At 38.8% G+C, this 16707-nt stretch carries 18 protein-coding genes and 1 pseudogene; 3 read left to right on the forward strand and 16 right to left on the reverse strand.

The features are described 5' to 3' along the window. Positions 1-41: 41 nt before the first annotated feature. Both EL268_RS31840 and EL268_RS31845 read right to left on the reverse strand, forming a co-directional pair. Entirely contained in the window at positions 42-1253 is a 1212-nt protein-coding gene (locus EL268_RS31840; RefSeq protein ID WP_106657635.1) for a hypothetical protein, read from the reverse strand. A 65-nt stretch (positions 1254-1318) separates the two neighbouring features. Further along, complete coding sequence (locus EL268_RS31845; RefSeq protein ID WP_106657636.1) at positions 1319-2044, reverse strand: AbiU2 domain-containing protein; 726 nt, start codon at positions 2042-2044, stop codon at positions 1319-1321. Positions 2045-2217: 173 nt separating this feature from the next. Between EL268_RS31845 and EL268_RS31850 the strand changes: the two genes are divergently transcribed. After that, positions 2218-3885, forward strand: a complete 1668-nt coding sequence (locus EL268_RS31850; RefSeq protein WP_106657637.1) for a DNA cytosine methyltransferase — start codon at positions 2218-2220, stop codon at positions 3883-3885. 56 nt (positions 3886-3941) lie between these two features. Here EL268_RS31850 and EL268_RS31855 read toward each other — a convergent pair whose 3' ends face one another. The 8 genes from EL268_RS31855 to EL268_RS31890 all read right to left on the reverse strand — a co-directional run bounded on the left by EL268_RS31855 (position 3942) and on the right by EL268_RS31890 (position 10924). After that, positions 3942-4766, reverse strand: coding sequence for a DUF6339 family protein (locus tag EL268_RS31855; RefSeq protein WP_106657638.1), 825 nt, complete (start codon positions 4764-4766; stop codon positions 3942-3944). Continuing rightward, the gene (locus tag EL268_RS31860; RefSeq protein WP_106657639.1) at positions 4756-4941 is read right to left on the reverse strand and encodes a hypothetical protein; all 186 of its coding nucleotides are present in this window, start codon (positions 4939-4941) and stop codon (positions 4756-4758) included. The genes EL268_RS31855 and EL268_RS31860 overlap by 11 nt, the downstream gene beginning before the upstream one ends. Positions 4942-4966: 25 nt before the next feature. Further along, positions 4967-5650 (reverse strand): hypothetical protein, encoded by a 684-nt coding sequence (locus EL268_RS31865; RefSeq protein ID WP_106657640.1) that lies wholly within the window; start codon positions 5648-5650, stop codon positions 4967-4969. Next, positions 5640-7562, reverse strand: coding sequence for a hypothetical protein (locus EL268_RS31870; RefSeq protein WP_106657641.1), 1923 nt, complete (start codon positions 7560-7562; stop codon positions 5640-5642). The genes EL268_RS31865 and EL268_RS31870 overlap by 11 nt, the downstream gene beginning before the upstream one ends. Before the next feature lie 29 nt (positions 7563-7591). Continuing rightward, positions 7592-7984, reverse strand: coding sequence for a hypothetical protein (locus tag EL268_RS31875; protein ID WP_106657642.1), 393 nt, complete (start codon positions 7982-7984; stop codon positions 7592-7594). A gap of 239 nt (positions 7985-8223) precedes the next feature. Beyond that, positions 8224-8640 carry a hypothetical protein gene (locus EL268_RS31880; RefSeq protein WP_106657643.1) on the reverse strand — a complete coding sequence of 139 codons (417 nt, stop codon included), beginning with the start codon at positions 8638-8640 and terminating at the stop codon, positions 8224-8226. A gap of 169 nt (positions 8641-8809) precedes the next feature. Continuing rightward, the gene (locus EL268_RS31885; RefSeq protein ID WP_106657644.1) at positions 8810-9841 is read right to left on the reverse strand and encodes a hypothetical protein; all 1032 of its coding nucleotides are present in this window, start codon (positions 9839-9841) and stop codon (positions 8810-8812) included. A gap of 39 nt (positions 9842-9880) precedes the next feature. Further along, positions 9881-10924, reverse strand: a complete 1044-nt coding sequence (locus tag EL268_RS31890; RefSeq protein ID WP_106657645.1) for a tetratricopeptide repeat protein — start codon at positions 10922-10924, stop codon at positions 9881-9883. Between the two features lie 190 nt (positions 10925-11114). On the opposite strand from EL268_RS31890, the gene EL268_RS31895 reads away from it, so the two are divergent. Together EL268_RS31895 and EL268_RS31900 are read left to right on the forward strand one after the other, a co-directional pair. Continuing rightward, positions 11115-11456, forward strand: coding sequence for a helix-turn-helix domain-containing protein (locus EL268_RS31895; protein WP_106657646.1), 342 nt, complete (start codon positions 11115-11117; stop codon positions 11454-11456). A 129-nt stretch (positions 11457-11585) separates the two neighbouring features. Then, complete coding sequence (locus EL268_RS31900) at positions 11586-11858, forward strand: hypothetical protein (protein WP_106657647.1); 273 nt, start codon at positions 11586-11588, stop codon at positions 11856-11858. Between the two features lie 3 nt (positions 11859-11861). Here EL268_RS31900 and EL268_RS31905 read toward each other — a convergent pair whose 3' ends face one another. The 6 genes and pseudogenes from EL268_RS31905 to EL268_RS31930 all read right to left on the reverse strand — a co-directional run bounded on the left by EL268_RS31905 (position 11862) and on the right by EL268_RS31930 (position 16699). Continuing rightward, on the reverse strand, positions 11862-13523 hold the full coding sequence (locus EL268_RS31905; RefSeq protein ID WP_106657648.1) for a recombinase family protein: 1662 nt from the start codon (positions 13521-13523) through the stop codon (positions 11862-11864). 15 nt (positions 13524-13538) lie between these two features. After that, positions 13539-15077, reverse strand: coding sequence for a recombinase family protein (locus EL268_RS31910; protein ID WP_106657649.1), 1539 nt, complete (start codon positions 15075-15077; stop codon positions 13539-13541). Continuing rightward, complete coding sequence (locus tag EL268_RS31915) at positions 15077-15310, reverse strand: hypothetical protein (RefSeq protein ID WP_106657650.1); 234 nt, start codon at positions 15308-15310, stop codon at positions 15077-15079. Before EL268_RS31915 ends, EL268_RS31910 begins: the two co-directional genes overlap by 1 nt. A 177-nt stretch (positions 15311-15487) precedes the next feature. Further along, the gene (locus tag EL268_RS31920; RefSeq protein ID WP_106657651.1) at positions 15488-15811 is read right to left on the reverse strand and encodes a DUF960 family protein; all 324 of its coding nucleotides are present in this window, start codon (positions 15809-15811) and stop codon (positions 15488-15490) included. 2 nt (positions 15812-15813) lie between these two features. Next, a pseudogene (locus tag EL268_RS33615) lies at positions 15814-15969 on the reverse strand (JAB domain-containing protein); the annotation flags it as partial. A gap of 109 nt (positions 15970-16078) precedes the next feature. Further along, the gene (locus EL268_RS31930; protein ID WP_106657697.1) at positions 16079-16699 is read right to left on the reverse strand and encodes a hypothetical protein; all 621 of its coding nucleotides are present in this window, start codon (positions 16697-16699) and stop codon (positions 16079-16081) included. Between the last annotated feature and the right edge of the window lie 8 nt (positions 16700-16707).

Genomic DNA, 16707 nt, shown 5'->3' on the forward strand with positions numbered 1-16707 from the left:
AAATTGCACCTCTACGATTAACACAACAGGCTCATTATTTTTCAAGAATGCTTTTTTAATTGGTTTAGAACTGTACTAATAAACAATTCAAAAGTTTCTTTAGTTAAATTCTTCTCTAGATCTTTAATTAGTTGTATATTAATTGGAATTGTTATTGACTCATTTACAACAATTTCAATAGTTGAAACAGGCTCTTCAAAACTATCGCTAAGATACAAAAAATTTATACATTGTCTTAACAAAGTTATTAACACATTTGATTCTATAGAGGGATAGACATACTCGATGTATAACTTTAGAGTTGATCTTTCATATCTAAAACTTTTCAATATCAATCTGTTTGTCATAAGGACTTGTCTAATAGCGATATAATTCTGATCAAAATTTGTTTCCGGATGGATACCAGGAAATTCTTTGGCATGTTCATACCAGAAGATTTCATACGCTATTCCTATTTGTCTTGCAACTTCCGAAAGCTTCTTAATTTCATCTTTCAGTTCTTTTAATGTCGATTGAACTAAAGTGGGTGATCTTCTGTTTCCATTCTTATAAGTTATAGTTTCTGTTCTTTCATCTATTGTATAATCAAAATGAGCTTCAGCGTTTCTCAAAGCTGTATTAGTATCTTCATAAAGGAGCCTGAAATCACTTTCAATATTTTTATAATTTCTGTCTCGCTTTGAGAAATACTTTTCTGAAAAATATCGTGACTCGATATTATCTATCGGAGTTCCTATTGAATCGTATTCCAAAATAAATATAATTGGGCTCAATAATTTATTTAAAACACCTTCAATGGTGTCTTTGAAAACATTCAAGTGAAACATGATTACATCTTGCTTTCTTATAAAATCAGGGTCTAATTGGTTTAATGATTGTATTTTAGAAGACATATAAAGCATATTTCTAAAGGCTGAACTCTTTATATTAAGAATAGAATTGTAATTATCAATATATGCTGAATGATGATTTTTATAGAATCCATCAAGTAATTTTAATACAGCAACTATACGCTCTTTAATTAGATATTGCTTGTTTTCATCAACAACACTGTATTCTCTTCGATATTTATAAAATTCATCAACAATACTTGGATAACTTTTTATCCCATTATTTTTGATTTCGACCAAAATTTTTTCAGTGTAAGGTAAATAATCCGACAGCCAAGAAATTATTTTTTGATTTTTGAGTTCTAAAGTTTTATCCTCCTTTAATAAGGAAGTATAATCGATTATTGTGTTTACATATCGCAATTTTGCCCCCTACTTTCAATATTTAAGTGAGTAGTCTCCTTTTCAAAAAGGCTTCCTCTTGATATCTATTCCTCATCATCCATAATGTTTTCCAGATCAATAGCGCTTTGCTGCTCGTTAGTAATCATAAACCCCATTCCAAGAATATTAGCTCTTAGTGCATCTGCTTTAGACATCTTTTGCTGCCGATAATCGTGCAAAATATCAAGGACTTTACCAACGTCTTTAGCATTGGGAACTTCAGGATAATAACTTGATCCATCAAGAGCGAGGCAGTATTTATTGACTATCTTCCAAGCAAGGTCAATGAGTACCTCGATATCTTGGTTAGTTAAGGAGGCATCTTGCAGTAATCTGTTGCGATCTAAATAGTACTTTCTATCATTATGAGCAAACACCTTACTTCGCCATGTGGATAGGTTTCCTATCGCAACATATTGCCATCTAATTTCTTCTTTATCCTTTTTAATTGTACTTAAGGATACAAGCGGCGAGTCATCTGGACTCTCCTTATAATCAAATAACGAGAGAGAATCACTGACAATCCCAAGAAATTTATAAAGACTCCCGTCTTGAGCCTTCTCTTCATATAGTTTAAATAGGGATACTATGATGTCACTAAACAGTGAAAGGTTTGTTAAGGTAAAGAAGCCAGACGCTAAATGCATTTCTTCTGAGCGATCCTGCATTCGAGCTTGCAAGTACCTCCATAAATCATATTTAGAGCGGACGAGCATAATGTCCTGCATTATACGTCTAATATAAGTCGTCATAGTTTCTTTGGTATACATAATATCCTCCTAATCTACAAGTTTTTCATTAATGTACCAGCGTGTTTTTTGTTGATAATATTGAATTTTATAAGATATGGTGTTATGCTGCTCTTATATACTGAGAGAATCGGTAGGAATTTATAGAGATATGTAGAATAGTAATCAGAACAAACGTTCTGTAGGTGGGGAATATGAAAAAATTATCTGTAATTGATCTTTTTGCGGGTGCTGGTGGATTAAGTCTTGGTTTCCAGCAGACAAATAAAGTCGATATTAAAGCTGCTGTAGAAAATAACAAATACGCGAAAAAGAGCTACGAAAGAAATCACCCACAAAATGTAACAATATACAACGACATAAGGCAAGTAGATTATGATGAGTTAACTGAGCGATATGGAGAAATTGACATTGTTATCGGTGGCCCTCCATGTCAAGGCTTTTCTAATGCAAATCGCCAGAAAAATGAACTGATATCTACCAATAACCAGTTAGTAAAAGAGTATATCCGGGCCATTCAAGAATTGGCTCCAAAAGCATTTGTAATGGAAAATGTAAAAATGATGGGCTCATCAAAGCATAAATTTTTCTTGTTAGAGAATGAACATGAGGAAATAATTGACGAATTAAAAATTTTGCCTATCGAGGAAAAGGTCACACTAGGTCAGGTCAATATACTTTCACAACACTTAGTTGATTTTCTAAAGGAACAAGAGGATCTCAACCTTAGGCTTTACTTATTGGATAGCAAGGAACTACTATCAAAATTTAATTCGTTCATAAGAAACCGGAATAATATTTCTCAGTATTTATCCAAAAACCTCAGCTTCTTAAAGAAAGTTTTGAAGAAATGGGATAGCTACCATCAATGTTATTGGAACAATCGCTACAGGGAGATATGGTTCAATGTCAAAGAGATGCTTGAAATCTTTATACAGTTAGGCTCTATTAATCCAGACTTTATAAATTACTTAGGGATTATTACAGAAACACAAAAAATTCTGTGGAAAAAAGATGAGATAATATCTAATGGTATTGAGTTGGTTGACATTGATATTGATGCCCATGATGTATTTGCATTTTTAAAGACATATAACGTATTGGAGTATATCGAGAGGAAACTAGAAAGTCTCGGTTACATCACCGACAAAAAAATACTAAACGCAGCTGATTTTGGTGTACCACAAATCAGAGAAAGGTTATTCTTAATAGGTGTTAGAGATGAACTCTTGAACGGAAAAGAGGTCCAGCTACCTCAAAAAGTACTTGGTACAGAGGAGTATTTTACAGCTTTCCATGCATTCAGTGATCTGGAACACATTATCCCTGACAAGAACGTAAGCACAAATTATAAAATAAAAAACTTACTAAATACAGATCATCCATTAACACGGTATCTAAATGGAGATGTCCAAGAACTGTACAATCACATTATTACTGATTCAACGGAAACCGCATTAGAACGATTCAAAGCCCTGGGGCAAGGCGAAAATTTCCACGACTTAAAGGAAGAACAAAAATCAACTTACAGTGATCCCGGAAGAACCCAAAATACAGTATATCAGCGCCTTCAATATGATTCTCCCTCAGGAACAGTACTCAACGTCAGGAAATCGATGTGGATTCATCCAAAGTTGGACAGGGCCGTCAGCATAAGGGAAGCAGCCAGACTACAGTCCTTCCCAGACTCTTACGTTTTTTGTGGAACAAAAGATGCACAATATCAACAAATAGGAAATGCTGTGCCTCCCCTTCTTGCAAGAGCTGTAGCTGAAAAGGTTCTTGAATTATTGGGAGTTGAAGTTGAAGAGAAATTGTCTCATCTAATAGGAAAGCATACGAATGTTTTATACTGTGAATGAGAGAGCATAATGCCCTCTCATTCTTTATTCCTCTGTAGATTTGAATGATATTAAGGTTACTTATTCAGTAACTTTTCTATCTGATCAATTATGATTTTTTTAATATCCTCTTCCTCTAGTGCATCGATAATGGTTACACCGCCTAGACGATTAATATGCTTTGTAAGTTCACGAAAAGATTCACGACTATAAAAACTCTGTCCTTCTCGTTTTCTGTCAGCTAAAACAGACAAAATTGCTTTTGCCCATTTTCGATTTCTTGAAAATCCCCTTTCGAGAAGATTAACCTGAATCTCTTGGTTGTAAAGTAGAATTTTAGTCAGTTCAAATTTGTCTTCTCGATTCTCATCAAATGAGACATATCCAAACCACCACAAACGTGCAATTCCATTTCTAAAAAGAGCTCTGTCCGTATTTGAAGTTTTTCCTTGAAAGAAATACCTACGCCTTATTTTCTCCTCTGGATCTTTCTTTTTTTTGCCACTATTTACATCCTGAATGGTATCCTCTTCTTCAGCTAACAAATCTTCCTCTTCAGGGATATCCGCATCAATCCCCCACCTCGCCTGCATGTAATCCCAAAAAGGAACATGGGCCAAATAAGTCCAAATACGTTCGTCAGTTGCATCTGTAATAGACAAATTTTTGAATGCTGAGTAAAGTGTAATTGTGTTTTCTAAATCAAAATTATTTCTTGTTCCTTCTGGCTTTTTCAACTGAATATCCTCGAAATGATAGTTAGATTCAAGACTCCATCCATCATTTTGGAAAAATTCATCAAGCCATGGAGTTTCTCGTGTATACTGTCCTTGTGCCAGGTTATGAGGGATATTTGTTTTCAGGTTTTCTAAATTATCTTGGCTAAGAAATTTAATTTTCATGATCATTTCCCCCGGAAGCTAGGTCTTCCAATTTTTTCAATGCAGAGGTAAATGGATTACCAACCAGTTTTTGAGCAATCCAGAATGAGGATTCCTCTCCCTCCCCAAACTCATGATCAGTAAGATCTACTCCGATCTCTTTCAACTTTTCGTTAAGAACAGAAAACCATGCCATATCTTGAAGTTCTTCCTTCGCTTCATTACTCGATACTTCTATATTCTTTTAGCAGAAGTGAAAGGGCAGGAACCACGATTAGAGAATTAAGTAATGACTGAAAAGATTCGTTTGCCTTCAATAGCCTTTGATAGGACTTGAAATTTTCTGAAGACATTTTTACTTTTACATAAGGATTTGCCAGCTCTACAACCATTGAAGGTGCATTGACTCTCTTGTCTTCCACTACCCTAAAAATGGAAGGTACTTTTCTTAAAGACTCTATATCCTTTTTTATATTAATTTTACGATGTTCTCCAACTGCTAGTACATCAGCCTTCATCACAGAAAAAGAATAGTCTTTATAGGCAGGATGGAAGTCGTAATTCTGGTATTCAACTATATTATCTGATGCCAGAATTAATGAGTTAATATCTACTCTTCCTATTAACTTATCAGATGGTATCTCGAAAGTGAATTGTGACTCGTAGGAACGATATAGTTCACGAAATCCTGAGCTAGGGCACTCAATATGAGCAACAAAGCAGGCATTTTCCTCCATAATTAATTTTTGCAAATCATGATTATCTGTTGACATTTCAGCTATAAAAACGTATTTCCCATTTGATAAAATTGGATTTTCAATAGATGAACTAAACTTAGTGGTAACAAAATCATCAGAAAAGTCCGCCATAACTGGATGAGGATACTCTCTTGCACTAATTTGCATGTAAAATCACCTCCAACGAAACACGCAGCGAATCTTTTAAAGTTATAAACAGCTGTTCACTTTGCCCTCCTGTTAATTTAATTGGGCCAATCTTTCCGTTACTCTTAATCGGTACTGTTTTACCATTATGGATTGCAGACTTAATCGGTGCCAGTTCTTTATTTTCCTCACCCATGATGTAAAAATTCAGGAAACCTTCTGTATCAGTATCAGTTAGAAGTCTTACAAAATAAACCCCTTCTTGAGGTTTGATACATTTAATCATCCGAGATTTTAATCCCGTAGTTTTAGACTGTTTTGATTGAATAGGATTAGGTGTCTTCGGTCTCTCAGTTCTTTTTCCTTTATCCGAAAATTTCGTATCACTTTCATCTGATGCTCGTCCTCTTTTATTTGAGTCTGAATTATTTTTGTCATTATCACTAAAGAAATCTTCAGATTCTACAGTGTTATCTCTGTTCGATATTTCAGAAGCTGAGGCTACTTCACTGTCAGCAGAATAAACTTTCAAGACTTGTGAGCGATTAACTAACTCAATTTGAATCTCCTTAGGATCTTTTTTCAAGCCTTCAGTATTAGCTTCAAAGGATAGATCATCATTCTTACTACGGAAGGGTAAGAATTGGCTTAATCCATCGATATCCAACTCCTCCAATTTTTCATCTGTTGCAAGCGTATCTATCATTTCACTTACCCAATTCTCAATACTTTTTTGAATTTTTTTTGCAAGCGAAGGATTATCATGAAGTTCTGGATTCCATTTATCATGAGCAGGTGGCTCCATACCTCGTAGAAACTCATTTAATTTGTCTCCTCTTACAATCAAAACACCTGAATAGCCAAACGTCTTCCTGTAACGTTTATCGTATATCTTCATTCCAGTGCTTCTAAACATCGATACTTTCTTGGGACAATCTTTTTCTGTGAGTACATAAAGATCTACGAGATTAGAACCAGTATTTTCGAATGTAAATGTCTTACTAAATGATTTCCCTGATGTAAGAGCCTTATAGTATTTGGCAGCCAAGAACTCTCCATCACTTGTAAAACTTTTAATAAGCTCAGGAAGCGTCTTGGAGCTAATTTCAGTGTTACCTACACGTACAATTAATCGATTTTCAAATATAGCGACAATAAAGTGCTCCAACACTGAACGGATTACATTTTGTTCCCAATCAGATTCTGCTTTGAATCCTGCTACAAAGATATCTGTTCCCTCTTCAGATCGGTGAAAAAAATCATCTATTGCTGACAGGTCTAATATTGGCTGGTAGTCATGTACATCACCAAAATAACCTGTTCTTCGAGTCTCTTTTCCTTCTGCGTTTTCGTGTGACATTAATTTAGAAACACCTTGGAACGCCATTTTACCTGAAAGATCTTTTGTTCCATAAAACACTGTACGAAGCTGAGAGCATACAAATGGAGCATATTTTCCTATTCCATATGATCCTCCAGAAGTACCACTTTTTACACAAACACCAACAGATTTTACGAGTCTCTGCCAATTACCGCTTTTATTTTCTGCTCCTTCTAAACCTGTTGTGTAAAAATCACTAATTTTTAAGATTGGTATTACTTCTGACTTCATCAGTCTTAGTGCATTTTTGAAAAATTCTAGAGCCTTTTTATCATTTTTGCTCCGCTCGCAACATGCTTCTAAGGTTTTTATGAAACTTTCCCTGTCTGGAAACTTGTCACTAGACAAATAATGCAAATTGAAATGAACCTCTACTGGCTTGTCCAATTGCTCATTTTTTGCATCAAGTGAATTTTGGCAAGGTTCCCGTGTTAAACCATCAATAGGATTTCCTCGAAATGTTTCCATTCCCGGATCATTAAAACCTTCGCTTTCCCCCTCATTTATTGGAAACTTCCATGCCACTTTTTCCTGCAAAAAATTAACTACCATAACAAATCCCCCTTTCAACTAAAGATTCCTTAACTTTCCTTAGCTTTCGTTTTCTTGGTTTTGTTAGAAGGGATAAAAGTCGAAAGGTCAATTTCAATTCGATTTTCCCCCGATTTTTGAATAAAAAATTTAACAGGATTCGATACATCAATCTTACATTTCACCTGTAAAAACTGAACAAATTCTCGACAAGTAATTCTTACGTTTTTAGTATTTTCATTTATTTCTGGTATGGAAAATCCTGATGAATTACTTTCTTTATGCAGTTCAATTAACAAAACTTTGTTTTTGGGGTCGCAACCTAACCGAACACTAGAGAAACCTTTTAAAAGATCTAGAGCTCCTGAGTTAAAGGTAATGCCATAAGATGCAACAGTTAGTGTTGGCAATACAGTATTGGGTGTAAACCATTGTATAGTCATTTCATTCACCTCTTTAGGTATATTTATAAAACACAGTGAGCTATTGTGTCAATATTGTATTTATATTTCACAAAAAACAAATGTTTAGTGATATAAATTCACGTGTTTTTTATGATGTCAGCAAAAAAACACTGCAAGGATTGTATTTAAATAATATCAGTCTCATAAAAAAAACTGCACAAAAGGCAGTTTAATACAATTAGTTTTGCTCTAGAATCTTACTCAAAAATGAGATCGGTTTAGTATGGATCTTTAAGCTGAATTTGGAACGGCTCTGTCATCTGTCTTACCCACTTCAGAGCATCTGGAATAGTCCCCCCGTGGAATTTCGGTGCCCCCTCCGCCCAAACTTCTTCCCACATAAAATCGGCCGTTTGTTTTTCGACATTAACAACCAGGTATACGTCTGTTCCATCAACATATGGCAAAGTGCCAGATGGTGAACTCATACCAAGAACGACTCTGACGATGTGAGTTGGTGTTCCTTGGGACAAATAGTATTCTTTTGCCCGAGTATCGTTATTTTCATCGTAATAGTTGGCTCCTTTAAGGTTATAAGGCAGAAAGGCGGAGTTCTCGGTATTCTCTTCAAAAGGAATAGCTGCAACCGCTACTATACTGACCTTCGTATCAAATTCTGTACTGTCGGGTTTCAAATGGTTATGCTCAAATTGCTCTTAGTCGATCCAGAATTAGCTCATGTACTTGCATCATGAATATTTCGCTCCTTTACCATTCATAAATGATTTTGGCTTAGCTTTGAAACATGGAAAATAAAAACCCTTTTCGCATCAATGCGAAAAGGGTAGTGATATGCTCGCTCCATTATCTCTTTTTCGTGAACGTTTTTGTTCCCTGGAAGATGCTGAAATCTTGCGGCACAGAATCAAGTTTCGTCGTCACTGTAACCTGTTTATCTCCGAGTGTAACAATTCCTTTTCCTGTAATTCCTGAATAGCTGTCTGTAAAAGTAAAATTCGCTTCACCTTTTTCATTGAATGTTACCTCATTATCACCCGTATCAGTGAACATAGCCGCTCCATTTGTTGAGGAACCTAACGAAATAGTAGCATTTCGTCCATCCTTAATTGTAATCGTGATCGAATCACCCGCTCCATCTTCACTTTGATCATTCCACGTACCACTAAACTGAGTTAGGTCTTTGATCAAATTAGAGTCCGTCCTGTTTTCACTGGGGACCGAACTAACAGGCCTTCCAGGTGTTGATAAAGTTGGTGGATGGCTCTCTTCAGGAGTTGCATCCGTTTGGTTCATAGCAGAATTGGAATTTCTATTGTTATCACCATCGTTTGATACATTTGCAGTTAAAAGGTCATCGATTTCAATCAGTACATTAAATTGGCTCTTTTGCTTATCGATGTTGGATGCCAATTCGTTGATCTTTCTGCTGAATTCCAGCAGCGTACCAGATGGGAAATTCGCTTGTTTAACCAATTCTGAATAAGAGCCATAGAACTCAAATGCTATCTCATAAGCCTTTTTCATATCTGAAGGTGGATTGTTCAAGGATTGCATTGCTTTATCCACTTCTTTTCTCCAATTGTTCACTTTATCAAGTTTCCCTTGTTTCTTAAAAGATTCTACCTGCAAATTCAAGGCATAGTTAAAATCGTCGGTTGTTTGTCCATCAATCTCAACTCCACCGTCTATGGCTTGTTTCCAAACGCTTACGTACTTTTCTGTCATTTCTTGAGCTTTCGTACTTTCAGTTATCATCAGAGCCATTACATTTTTTAGATTGTTGGAGTATTCATTTTTACTATACTGCTGCCATCCAACAAATCCACCTATTGCAACGAGAGCAATTAACAAGATAACGATTAGATTCTTCTTCATAATGTTTCTCTCCGTTCATATAAGCTTGGTTTACAAAACTTACTGTTTACCTTCATCAAAGACTGGGAGTATTTTTTTCATTTGTTTCATCTTGTCTTGTCCTTGCTTTTGAGTAGTAGAAATCTCCTCGGAAAGCGTGGCTGCTTCTGCCTTCATGCTCTCAATGTCTTGTTGTAACTCCTGATATTCCTGCCTAATGTCCGGGTCAATCTCGTCTAGCTTTTCAAAATCACCTGAATCCCAGGTCTTTTTCCATTTCTTCTCCACTGTCAGAATGGATTGGTATTTATCTGCGATTTGGATGTATGTTTTATGGTACTGATCCATCTTGGCCAATAATTGCTCTAGGGTTTGTAATACCTCAGTTGTTTGAAGTGCTTCTTTATAGGTCGGATCAATTTCGGTTGCCTTTGTAACGTTCTTTTTGCTTGAATCTACTGCATCCTGCATGACCTCAATGTATTCTCTTGCCTGCTTATGCAGGGCTTCATTCTTCCCAATGGATTCCTCCCGTGAAACAAGATCACCATAGGATAGAATTGTAGAAGACCGAATAGCCCGATTGACTTGTTCATACCCACTCATGCTTGCTTCAAAAGGATACAAATTTACTAGCCCGTAATACAATTGTGCTTGTGCAATGTTTGGGTCTATTTCAACCACCTGCTCAAGCAGACTTCTCGCTTCTTTGTAATTTTCTTGTTCGTACAGCACGATCGCTCGTTCCAGTTTGGTTTGTGCTACCTGATGCGAAAGCTCCTTGATCTTCGACTGTGCTGCCTGATAGTTTTTGGTGTCTTCCTCGACTACCTGTTGAAAAGCAGCTAGAGCTTCCTCATACCTTTTGGCTTCTAAGGCTGACTGCCCCTGATTAAAAATTAGCTGAGATGCTGCTAGCTCTTGCTTTACTTTGTCTGGATCAGGCGGAATATTGAATACACCTATCGCAAACAACACAAATGATACTCCGACCAGAGCCAGACACTTCTTCCATAACCGATTTCGCTTTATCGCGAAAATAATGGTTCCAATTGCACAAAGGATAAAACCGAAAAAGCCTGTGTTAGCCAGCAGGTCCCACATTATTGACAATCCCCTCTTTTGGTTTTGTTACGTTGAGTCAAGCCATACATAGTAGTTATTTATTTTAAAAAGTAACACTATAAATCTTACTAATTATTATCTATGAATGTTATGATCCGGTCAAATAACATCTTTCGTGTGTTAAAATGCCGTAATCTCTGCTTTAAGCTGAGTAAGAGGTGGTACAAGAATGGACGATCTCTTGCAAAAGCTGGGCGAACGGTTGCGCTTTCTGCGTAAGCAAAAAGGGTGGAGTCAGGATTACTTGGCTGAACAAGCTGGCTTGCACACCAATTACATTGGACAGATTGAACGCGGCGAAAAGAATCTAACCATCGAGACACTTTACAAAGTAACGTTGGGACTTGGTACCTCACTTGAAGAGCTGTTTCAATCCATTGACCCAAAGGTTCGACAAACCGGTCTTTCCTCGATTATCGAACTGCTGTCTCAACGATCAGAAGAAGATCAGGCAATGGCACTACACTTGATCCAAACCGTGTTTCAATGGAATGACCGCCATACAAAGTAAATCCTCCTTCCTGAGCATGATCAGAAGGAGGATTTTTCATTTGTGAAGCCGACTAGGTAGGACTCTGCGAGCTCACTGTGAATTCAAGCTTAGAACATACGTTCCAAACCACAAAAAGGAGAGCTTGCTATGCAGGACTTAGTGCAAAAATACGAGCAAACAGTATCCGAAGAAGATCAACTGATACGAAGCATTCAAACATGCGAGGAGGTCATTACTCTATTGGTCGATTTCATTTATGCGCAAAATCAGGATTGTCAGGCTGAAATCATTCGTGAGGCCATTGAAGCGATTCACCAAACGGAGGGTAAACTGCGCGGTAATTTGTTGCGCACGAGGATTGAAAAAACGCTCTTGTCCGTCCAAATGAAGAAGTACATTCCTCCTGTTCTCACCTCCTAACACTTAAAGCAAAAGGGTGAACCGTTTTGGCTTTGATGTAAACGCAGCTTGCTGTTTCGGCAAAAATAACGACCCTTCCACTTTGCGTGCGGAAGGGTCTACCTTTAAAAAAAGCGTATGCATTTGTTCATCAAAAGCCAGTTCGATCGACATTATCTCTCGTTTCTCGTTGATATGAATCTCGTTAATCATTAGCCGGAGCAAGGTCTTTTTCTGTTCAAGGGTCGCTAGCTCCACAAGGGCGTCAAATTGCTTCAATATCTGCAAAATATAATCCGCAGAAATTGGCTCGGCACTGTCTGTTCCCAACTCATATTCGATTTCTGATTGACGACGTTGCAGCATTTCCGTCTCAGTCGTGAGCTGATCCAAGCGGGTCACAAACATCTCGCGGTCGATTGCATATTCTTCATATAAGGCAAAGTATTTCTTTCGCTTGTCCTCAATTGCGGCGAGGCTTGCCTCGATGCTGCATTTCTCTTTTTGAAGCGGTACTATCGAGTACGTTTTTCGATTGTTAATGGCGTCAACAAGATTTTGGAGAAATTGCGGGTTCAAAATCACGTAACGGATACGATCCAATACGTGTTGCTCTGCATAGTCCGCTCCTACACTGTTCGCATGGCATACAGCCGTCCCTTTGTTTCGGAAATTGCTGCATGAATAGTACCTGCGTATGATCACCGTTCCATTCTTCAACTTGTTCTTGGTGCGATTCGCTACCATTGGTGCTCCACACTCTGGGCACCGAATAAGACCCGTTAGTAGGTATTGGCCATCAAATACACGAGGATTTACCTTGGATTTTTCCGCATGTAGAATCTGAACCTTCTCCCACAGCTCTCGCGGGATAATGGCTTCATGATTACCTTCCGCAATAATGGTATTGTCACTTTTGCCCTTCCGCCTATGTTCATTCCAGTTCTCGAAACGGTTGTATCGGATAATCCCCGTATAGAGTGGGTTAGTCACAATCTCCTTGATCGCGGTCGTACTGAATGGATTTCCCCTTTTGGTTTTATATCCATCGTGGTTAAGTTGATTGGCGATGGCTCGGAGTCCTTTGCCAGAAGCGTACAAGTCAAATATCCTGCGAACCAAAGTCGCTTCCTCTGGTACGATCTCCAAACTTGTGTCTCGGCTTCGTTTGTCCCCTTTGGACACGCTTCGGTAACCCAGGGCTACACCTCCATTATGGCTGCCCGTTCTTGCCCGTTGCTTCATGCCCATTTTTACGTTCTCGACAATTGTATTCCGTTCCAGCTCGCCGACAGCCCCCAGCATTTGCAAGGCAAACTTGCCCATCGCAGTTTCTGTTTCAAAATTCTCGGTGAAGCTGCGAAAGACTGCCTTGTGTTTGCTAAAGTGATCGACCATTTTCAAAAGGTCTATCATTTTACGCGCAAGCCGGTTTATTTTCCATACGACAATTTCATCAATATGTCCGTCTTCCACATCTTTGAGCAGACGCTGCAATTCAAAGCGACCCTCAATTGACTTACCGGAAACGCCGCGGTCTACGTATTCCTTGTATACGATCTTGTTGTTCAGCTTGCAATAATTTCGGAGTGTTTCGAGCTGTGCATCTATACTATAGCCATGTTCCGCCTGTTCTTCCGTACTTACGCGGGCATAAATGGCGACACGAACATTTTTTTCAATCATGCTGATATCTCCCTTCTAAGCTGGCTGCTCCAGTTGCTTTCGTAATGCATCCCCGATATGAAGTGTGACACTCTCCATTTCCCGTCGAATGTTGATGGTGATTTTATCGACCAAAGAACGTAACAGTGTAGTCGTTTGGGTCTGATCCGATGCCAACAAGTGGACTTTCAGTTGGTTCAGTACATCGTGAATAGTATTTACGGGCAGGAGCTTGCTCTCTTTTTCACGGATTTGTTGGACGATCTCATGTTGTTGATCCGAAAGCACTTGTAGCTGCTCTTTCAGTTCCCGTAAACGAGTGATCAACTCGCTTTTTTCAAGATCATCTTCTTCAAACAGGACAAGATATTTTTGACGACGCAACTTCACTTGCTGCAACTCTTTTTCTGCTTTTTCCAGTTCAAGCCGTAAAGGGGCTATCATTTGTTCCTGTTTGCGGTTCGTATTCTCAACAATGTCGCGGATCAGTACAGGATTGGAGAGAAGCTCACCGATCCTTTGCAAAACTACTTGTTCAATCACATCTGCCCGAATGTTGTTTGGCTTGCATACACTGCTGCCTTTGTTGGTGTACCGATTACAACTGTAGTAATGATAAAATTCGATTCGATTTCTCATCCGTTTTTTGATGTGTGTAGCAACCATGCTGCCACCGCAAGCAGGACACTTTAATATACCCGTAAGTGGATAATCCCGCTTCACAGCCTTTTCGCGCTTCCTCGCTGTGCCGGAATACTTGTTTTGAACGCGTTCCCACAGTTCAAGCGGAATGATTGCCTCGTGCAGACCGTCACTGGTAACAGTCTGCCCCTCCAGTGAGGTATATCGCACCTTGCCAACGTAGACGGGATTTCGGAGGATGGACCTTATTGTAGAAACGGAAAATAGTTTTCCTCTTTTCGTGGTGTATCCTTCCCGATTCACCTGATTTACAATGGCCTTTAACCCTTTACCTTCGTCATACAGTTGAAACAAGTAGCGAACAATGCTTGCCTCCTCCTGCTGGACACAAAAGCGTGTCTGACCTGTTCCCTCTTGAATAATGTCATACCCCAGAATCTGCGAATTACAGTAAAATCCATCTTTCGCTCTTTGCAACATTCCTAGCTTCGTATTTTCGATAATGGTATTTCGCTCTAATTCCGCTGTCGCGCCAAGCATATGCAAAATAAATGATCCAATAGGAGTCCGGCTGTCAAAGCTCTCGCTGATGGAATGTAACGTGCCTCCGTTGGAATGAAGAGCTTCCACAATACCTAGCAAATCCACAGCATTACGGGCAAGGCGGTTGACTTTCCAAACAATCACTTCCGTGAAACAACCGGCTTTGACATCACTTAGAAGTGACTGCATCGCTTTTCTGCCTTGAACGGACTTACCGGATACACCTGCATCGATATACTCTTTGTAAATGATTTTTCGATGATGCTTGCAATATTCACGCAATAGCTCCAATTGAGCCTCGATGCTATATCCATGCTCTGCTTGTTCTTCTGTACTTACTCTGACATAGAGGGCAACACGGTCTGGTTGATTTGGCAATATCATCTCCATCAGGCAACCTCCTCATAGTCGTGAGTACCGAGCAATTGAGCCGTTAGCTCTCGGTTCATTTCATCGTCTGCCTCTTGATCTAGCTTCTGGAGAAAGAAACTCCAGTCTGGTTGCGTATTCTCTATGACTTTGTCTTTTGGTACAAGTTTGTTTGCATGGTTCAAAATTATGTCAGAGAGGATATCCAGCATGAGAGCATATCGCTGATTTGGGCTTTGCGTATGAGTAATCAAGGTTCATTCTCCTTTCGGTAAGCGCTACCCTCCCATAGTTAGCAGAAGGGTAGCGACAGCTAGTTACACTGTTACAGGTTTAAATGATGCTACTTTCTCTTTGCATACCACCTGAATGATGATCTTCACTACCAACAGCACAATTCGCATGATCAAGCAAAACATATACTCACCGTCCTAGTATTCATATGGGTACAGCATCGTGTAGCAATCTCCATCATCAATGATCCATATCGTAGTTTGAATAGGAGATTCGATCTGAGTAGTATCGATCTGAGTAGTAACGCTTTCGATTTGCAGGCAGGGCTGCTCTTGCCAGTTGCACACGCGCTGCATGGCCTGTCCATTAATAGAAATAACGCTTAAATCGAACACCTGCAGGTAATCCAAGGTATGGCCTTGCTCGATACGGTCATCGAGCATCTCCCATAGAAGGCGTTGGATATCTACCCCTACTTCTTCAACAATAGCAACAGTCGCGTAACGTTTTTTCTCTCGCATCTTTACAGCACCAATCCTTGTTCCTTGAAGCTATAGTAGGAGCCGGTACCGACAATGACGTGGTCGAGTACGGAGATACCAAGCGCTTCACCTGACTCTACAATCCGTTGGGTAACCTCTTTATCTTCAAAAGAAGGTGCTGGATCACCTGATGGATGGAAATGGGTAAGTTTGCTTTGTCTATGTTAAACATCACTTAAACTTATACGCATTTAGTCTCTCCCAAGAGTTACTAAATAGTCTCGTCAGTGACTAATAGTGCAAGGCTCATAACATGTTTGAAACCAACTCATCCAATCCATTCAAAACTTCGGGTGCCTTTACTTTTGCGTAATCAGTAAATTGACCCTTTGCGACTGATTTTAACGGATCTGCAATGACTTCTTTGAACAGCGATGTTAAGTATGATGCAGAAGCCTTTACAATACCTCTTCTGGGCTCATCCTTAGAAAGTTCGTCATCTAATTGGTCGATGATCTCTTCTGCATCTTTTGCTTTCTCAACATTAAGAAGCGAGACCAATTCCCTCATTCCCTGAAATAACTTGGTGTATTCTTCAGGAGTTAAGCCACTATTATTAGTGACATTTTGGATACCCGTTGAGCTATCATAGTTATTTTGTAAGTTCTGGATGGTACCACTGTTTTGGATGAGAGTGTTAATCTGTTGAACCGGTTTAGGTTTTTCTACCATCTGTTCCAACAAAGCCATTTTTCTATCATGCTGCAATTGTATTTCCCTGGCTGCCTCCTGAATTGGCTTTAACATCTCGCCCTGATTAAAATGCCTGAGCGGATCGATGTTTATCTCGAACTTCGGTGGTTTCACATCTAATTTTTGAAAGGGCAACTTGTTAATTAAATCTTTTAGCTGGTCACCATCACTCATATGTACAC

Origin of the sequence: Brevibacillus brevis, from assembly GCF_900637055.1 — a bacterium.
Taxonomy (GTDB): domain Bacteria; phylum Bacillota; class Bacilli; order Brevibacillales; family Brevibacillaceae; genus Brevibacillus; species Brevibacillus brevis.

Coding starts and splice junctions, on each gene's coding strand:
- EL268_RS31875 (WP_106657642.1), bottom strand. CDS start 7,984: ATGACTATACAATGGTTTACACCCAATACTGTATTGCCAACACTAACT.
- EL268_RS31895 (WP_106657646.1), top strand. CDS start 11,115: ATGGACGATCTCTTGCAAAAGCTGGGCGAACGGTTGCGCTTTCTGCGT.
- EL268_RS31860 (WP_106657639.1), bottom strand. CDS start 4,941: ATGGCATGGTTTTCTGTTCTTAACGAAAAGTTGAAAGAGATCGGAGTA.
- EL268_RS31845 (WP_106657636.1), bottom strand. CDS start 2,044: ATGTATACCAAAGAAACTATGACGACTTATATTAGACGTATAATGCAG.
- EL268_RS31930 (WP_106657697.1), bottom strand. CDS start 16,699: ATGAGTGATGGTGACCAGCTAAAAGATTTAATTAACAAGTTGCCCTTT.
- EL268_RS31920 (WP_106657651.1), bottom strand. CDS start 15,811: ATGCGAGAGAAAAAACGTTACGCGACTGTTGCTATTGTTGAAGAAGTA.
- EL268_RS31865 (WP_106657640.1), bottom strand. CDS start 5,650: ATGCAAATTAGTGCAAGAGAGTATCCTCATCCAGTTATGGCGGACTTT.
- EL268_RS31870 (WP_106657641.1), bottom strand. CDS start 7,562: ATGGTAGTTAATTTTTTGCAGGAAAAAGTGGCATGGAAGTTTCCAATA.
- EL268_RS31890 (WP_106657645.1), bottom strand. CDS start 10,924: ATGTGGGACCTGCTGGCTAACACAGGCTTTTTCGGTTTTATCCTTTGT.
- EL268_RS31850 (WP_106657637.1), top strand. CDS start 2,218: ATGAAAAAATTATCTGTAATTGATCTTTTTGCGGGTGCTGGTGGATTA.
- EL268_RS31855 (WP_106657638.1), bottom strand. CDS start 4,766: ATGAAAATTAAATTTCTTAGCCAAGATAATTTAGAAAACCTGAAAACA.
- EL268_RS31905 (WP_106657648.1), bottom strand. CDS start 13,523: ATGATTGAAAAAAATGTTCGTGTCGCCATTTATGCCCGCGTAAGTACG.
- EL268_RS31885 (WP_106657644.1), bottom strand. CDS start 9,841: ATGAAGAAGAATCTAATCGTTATCTTGTTAATTGCTCTCGTTGCAATA.
- EL268_RS31910 (WP_106657649.1), bottom strand. CDS start 15,077: ATGGAGATGATATTGCCAAATCAACCAGACCGTGTTGCCCTCTATGTC.
- EL268_RS31900 (WP_106657647.1), top strand. CDS start 11,586: ATGCAGGACTTAGTGCAAAAATACGAGCAAACAGTATCCGAAGAAGAT.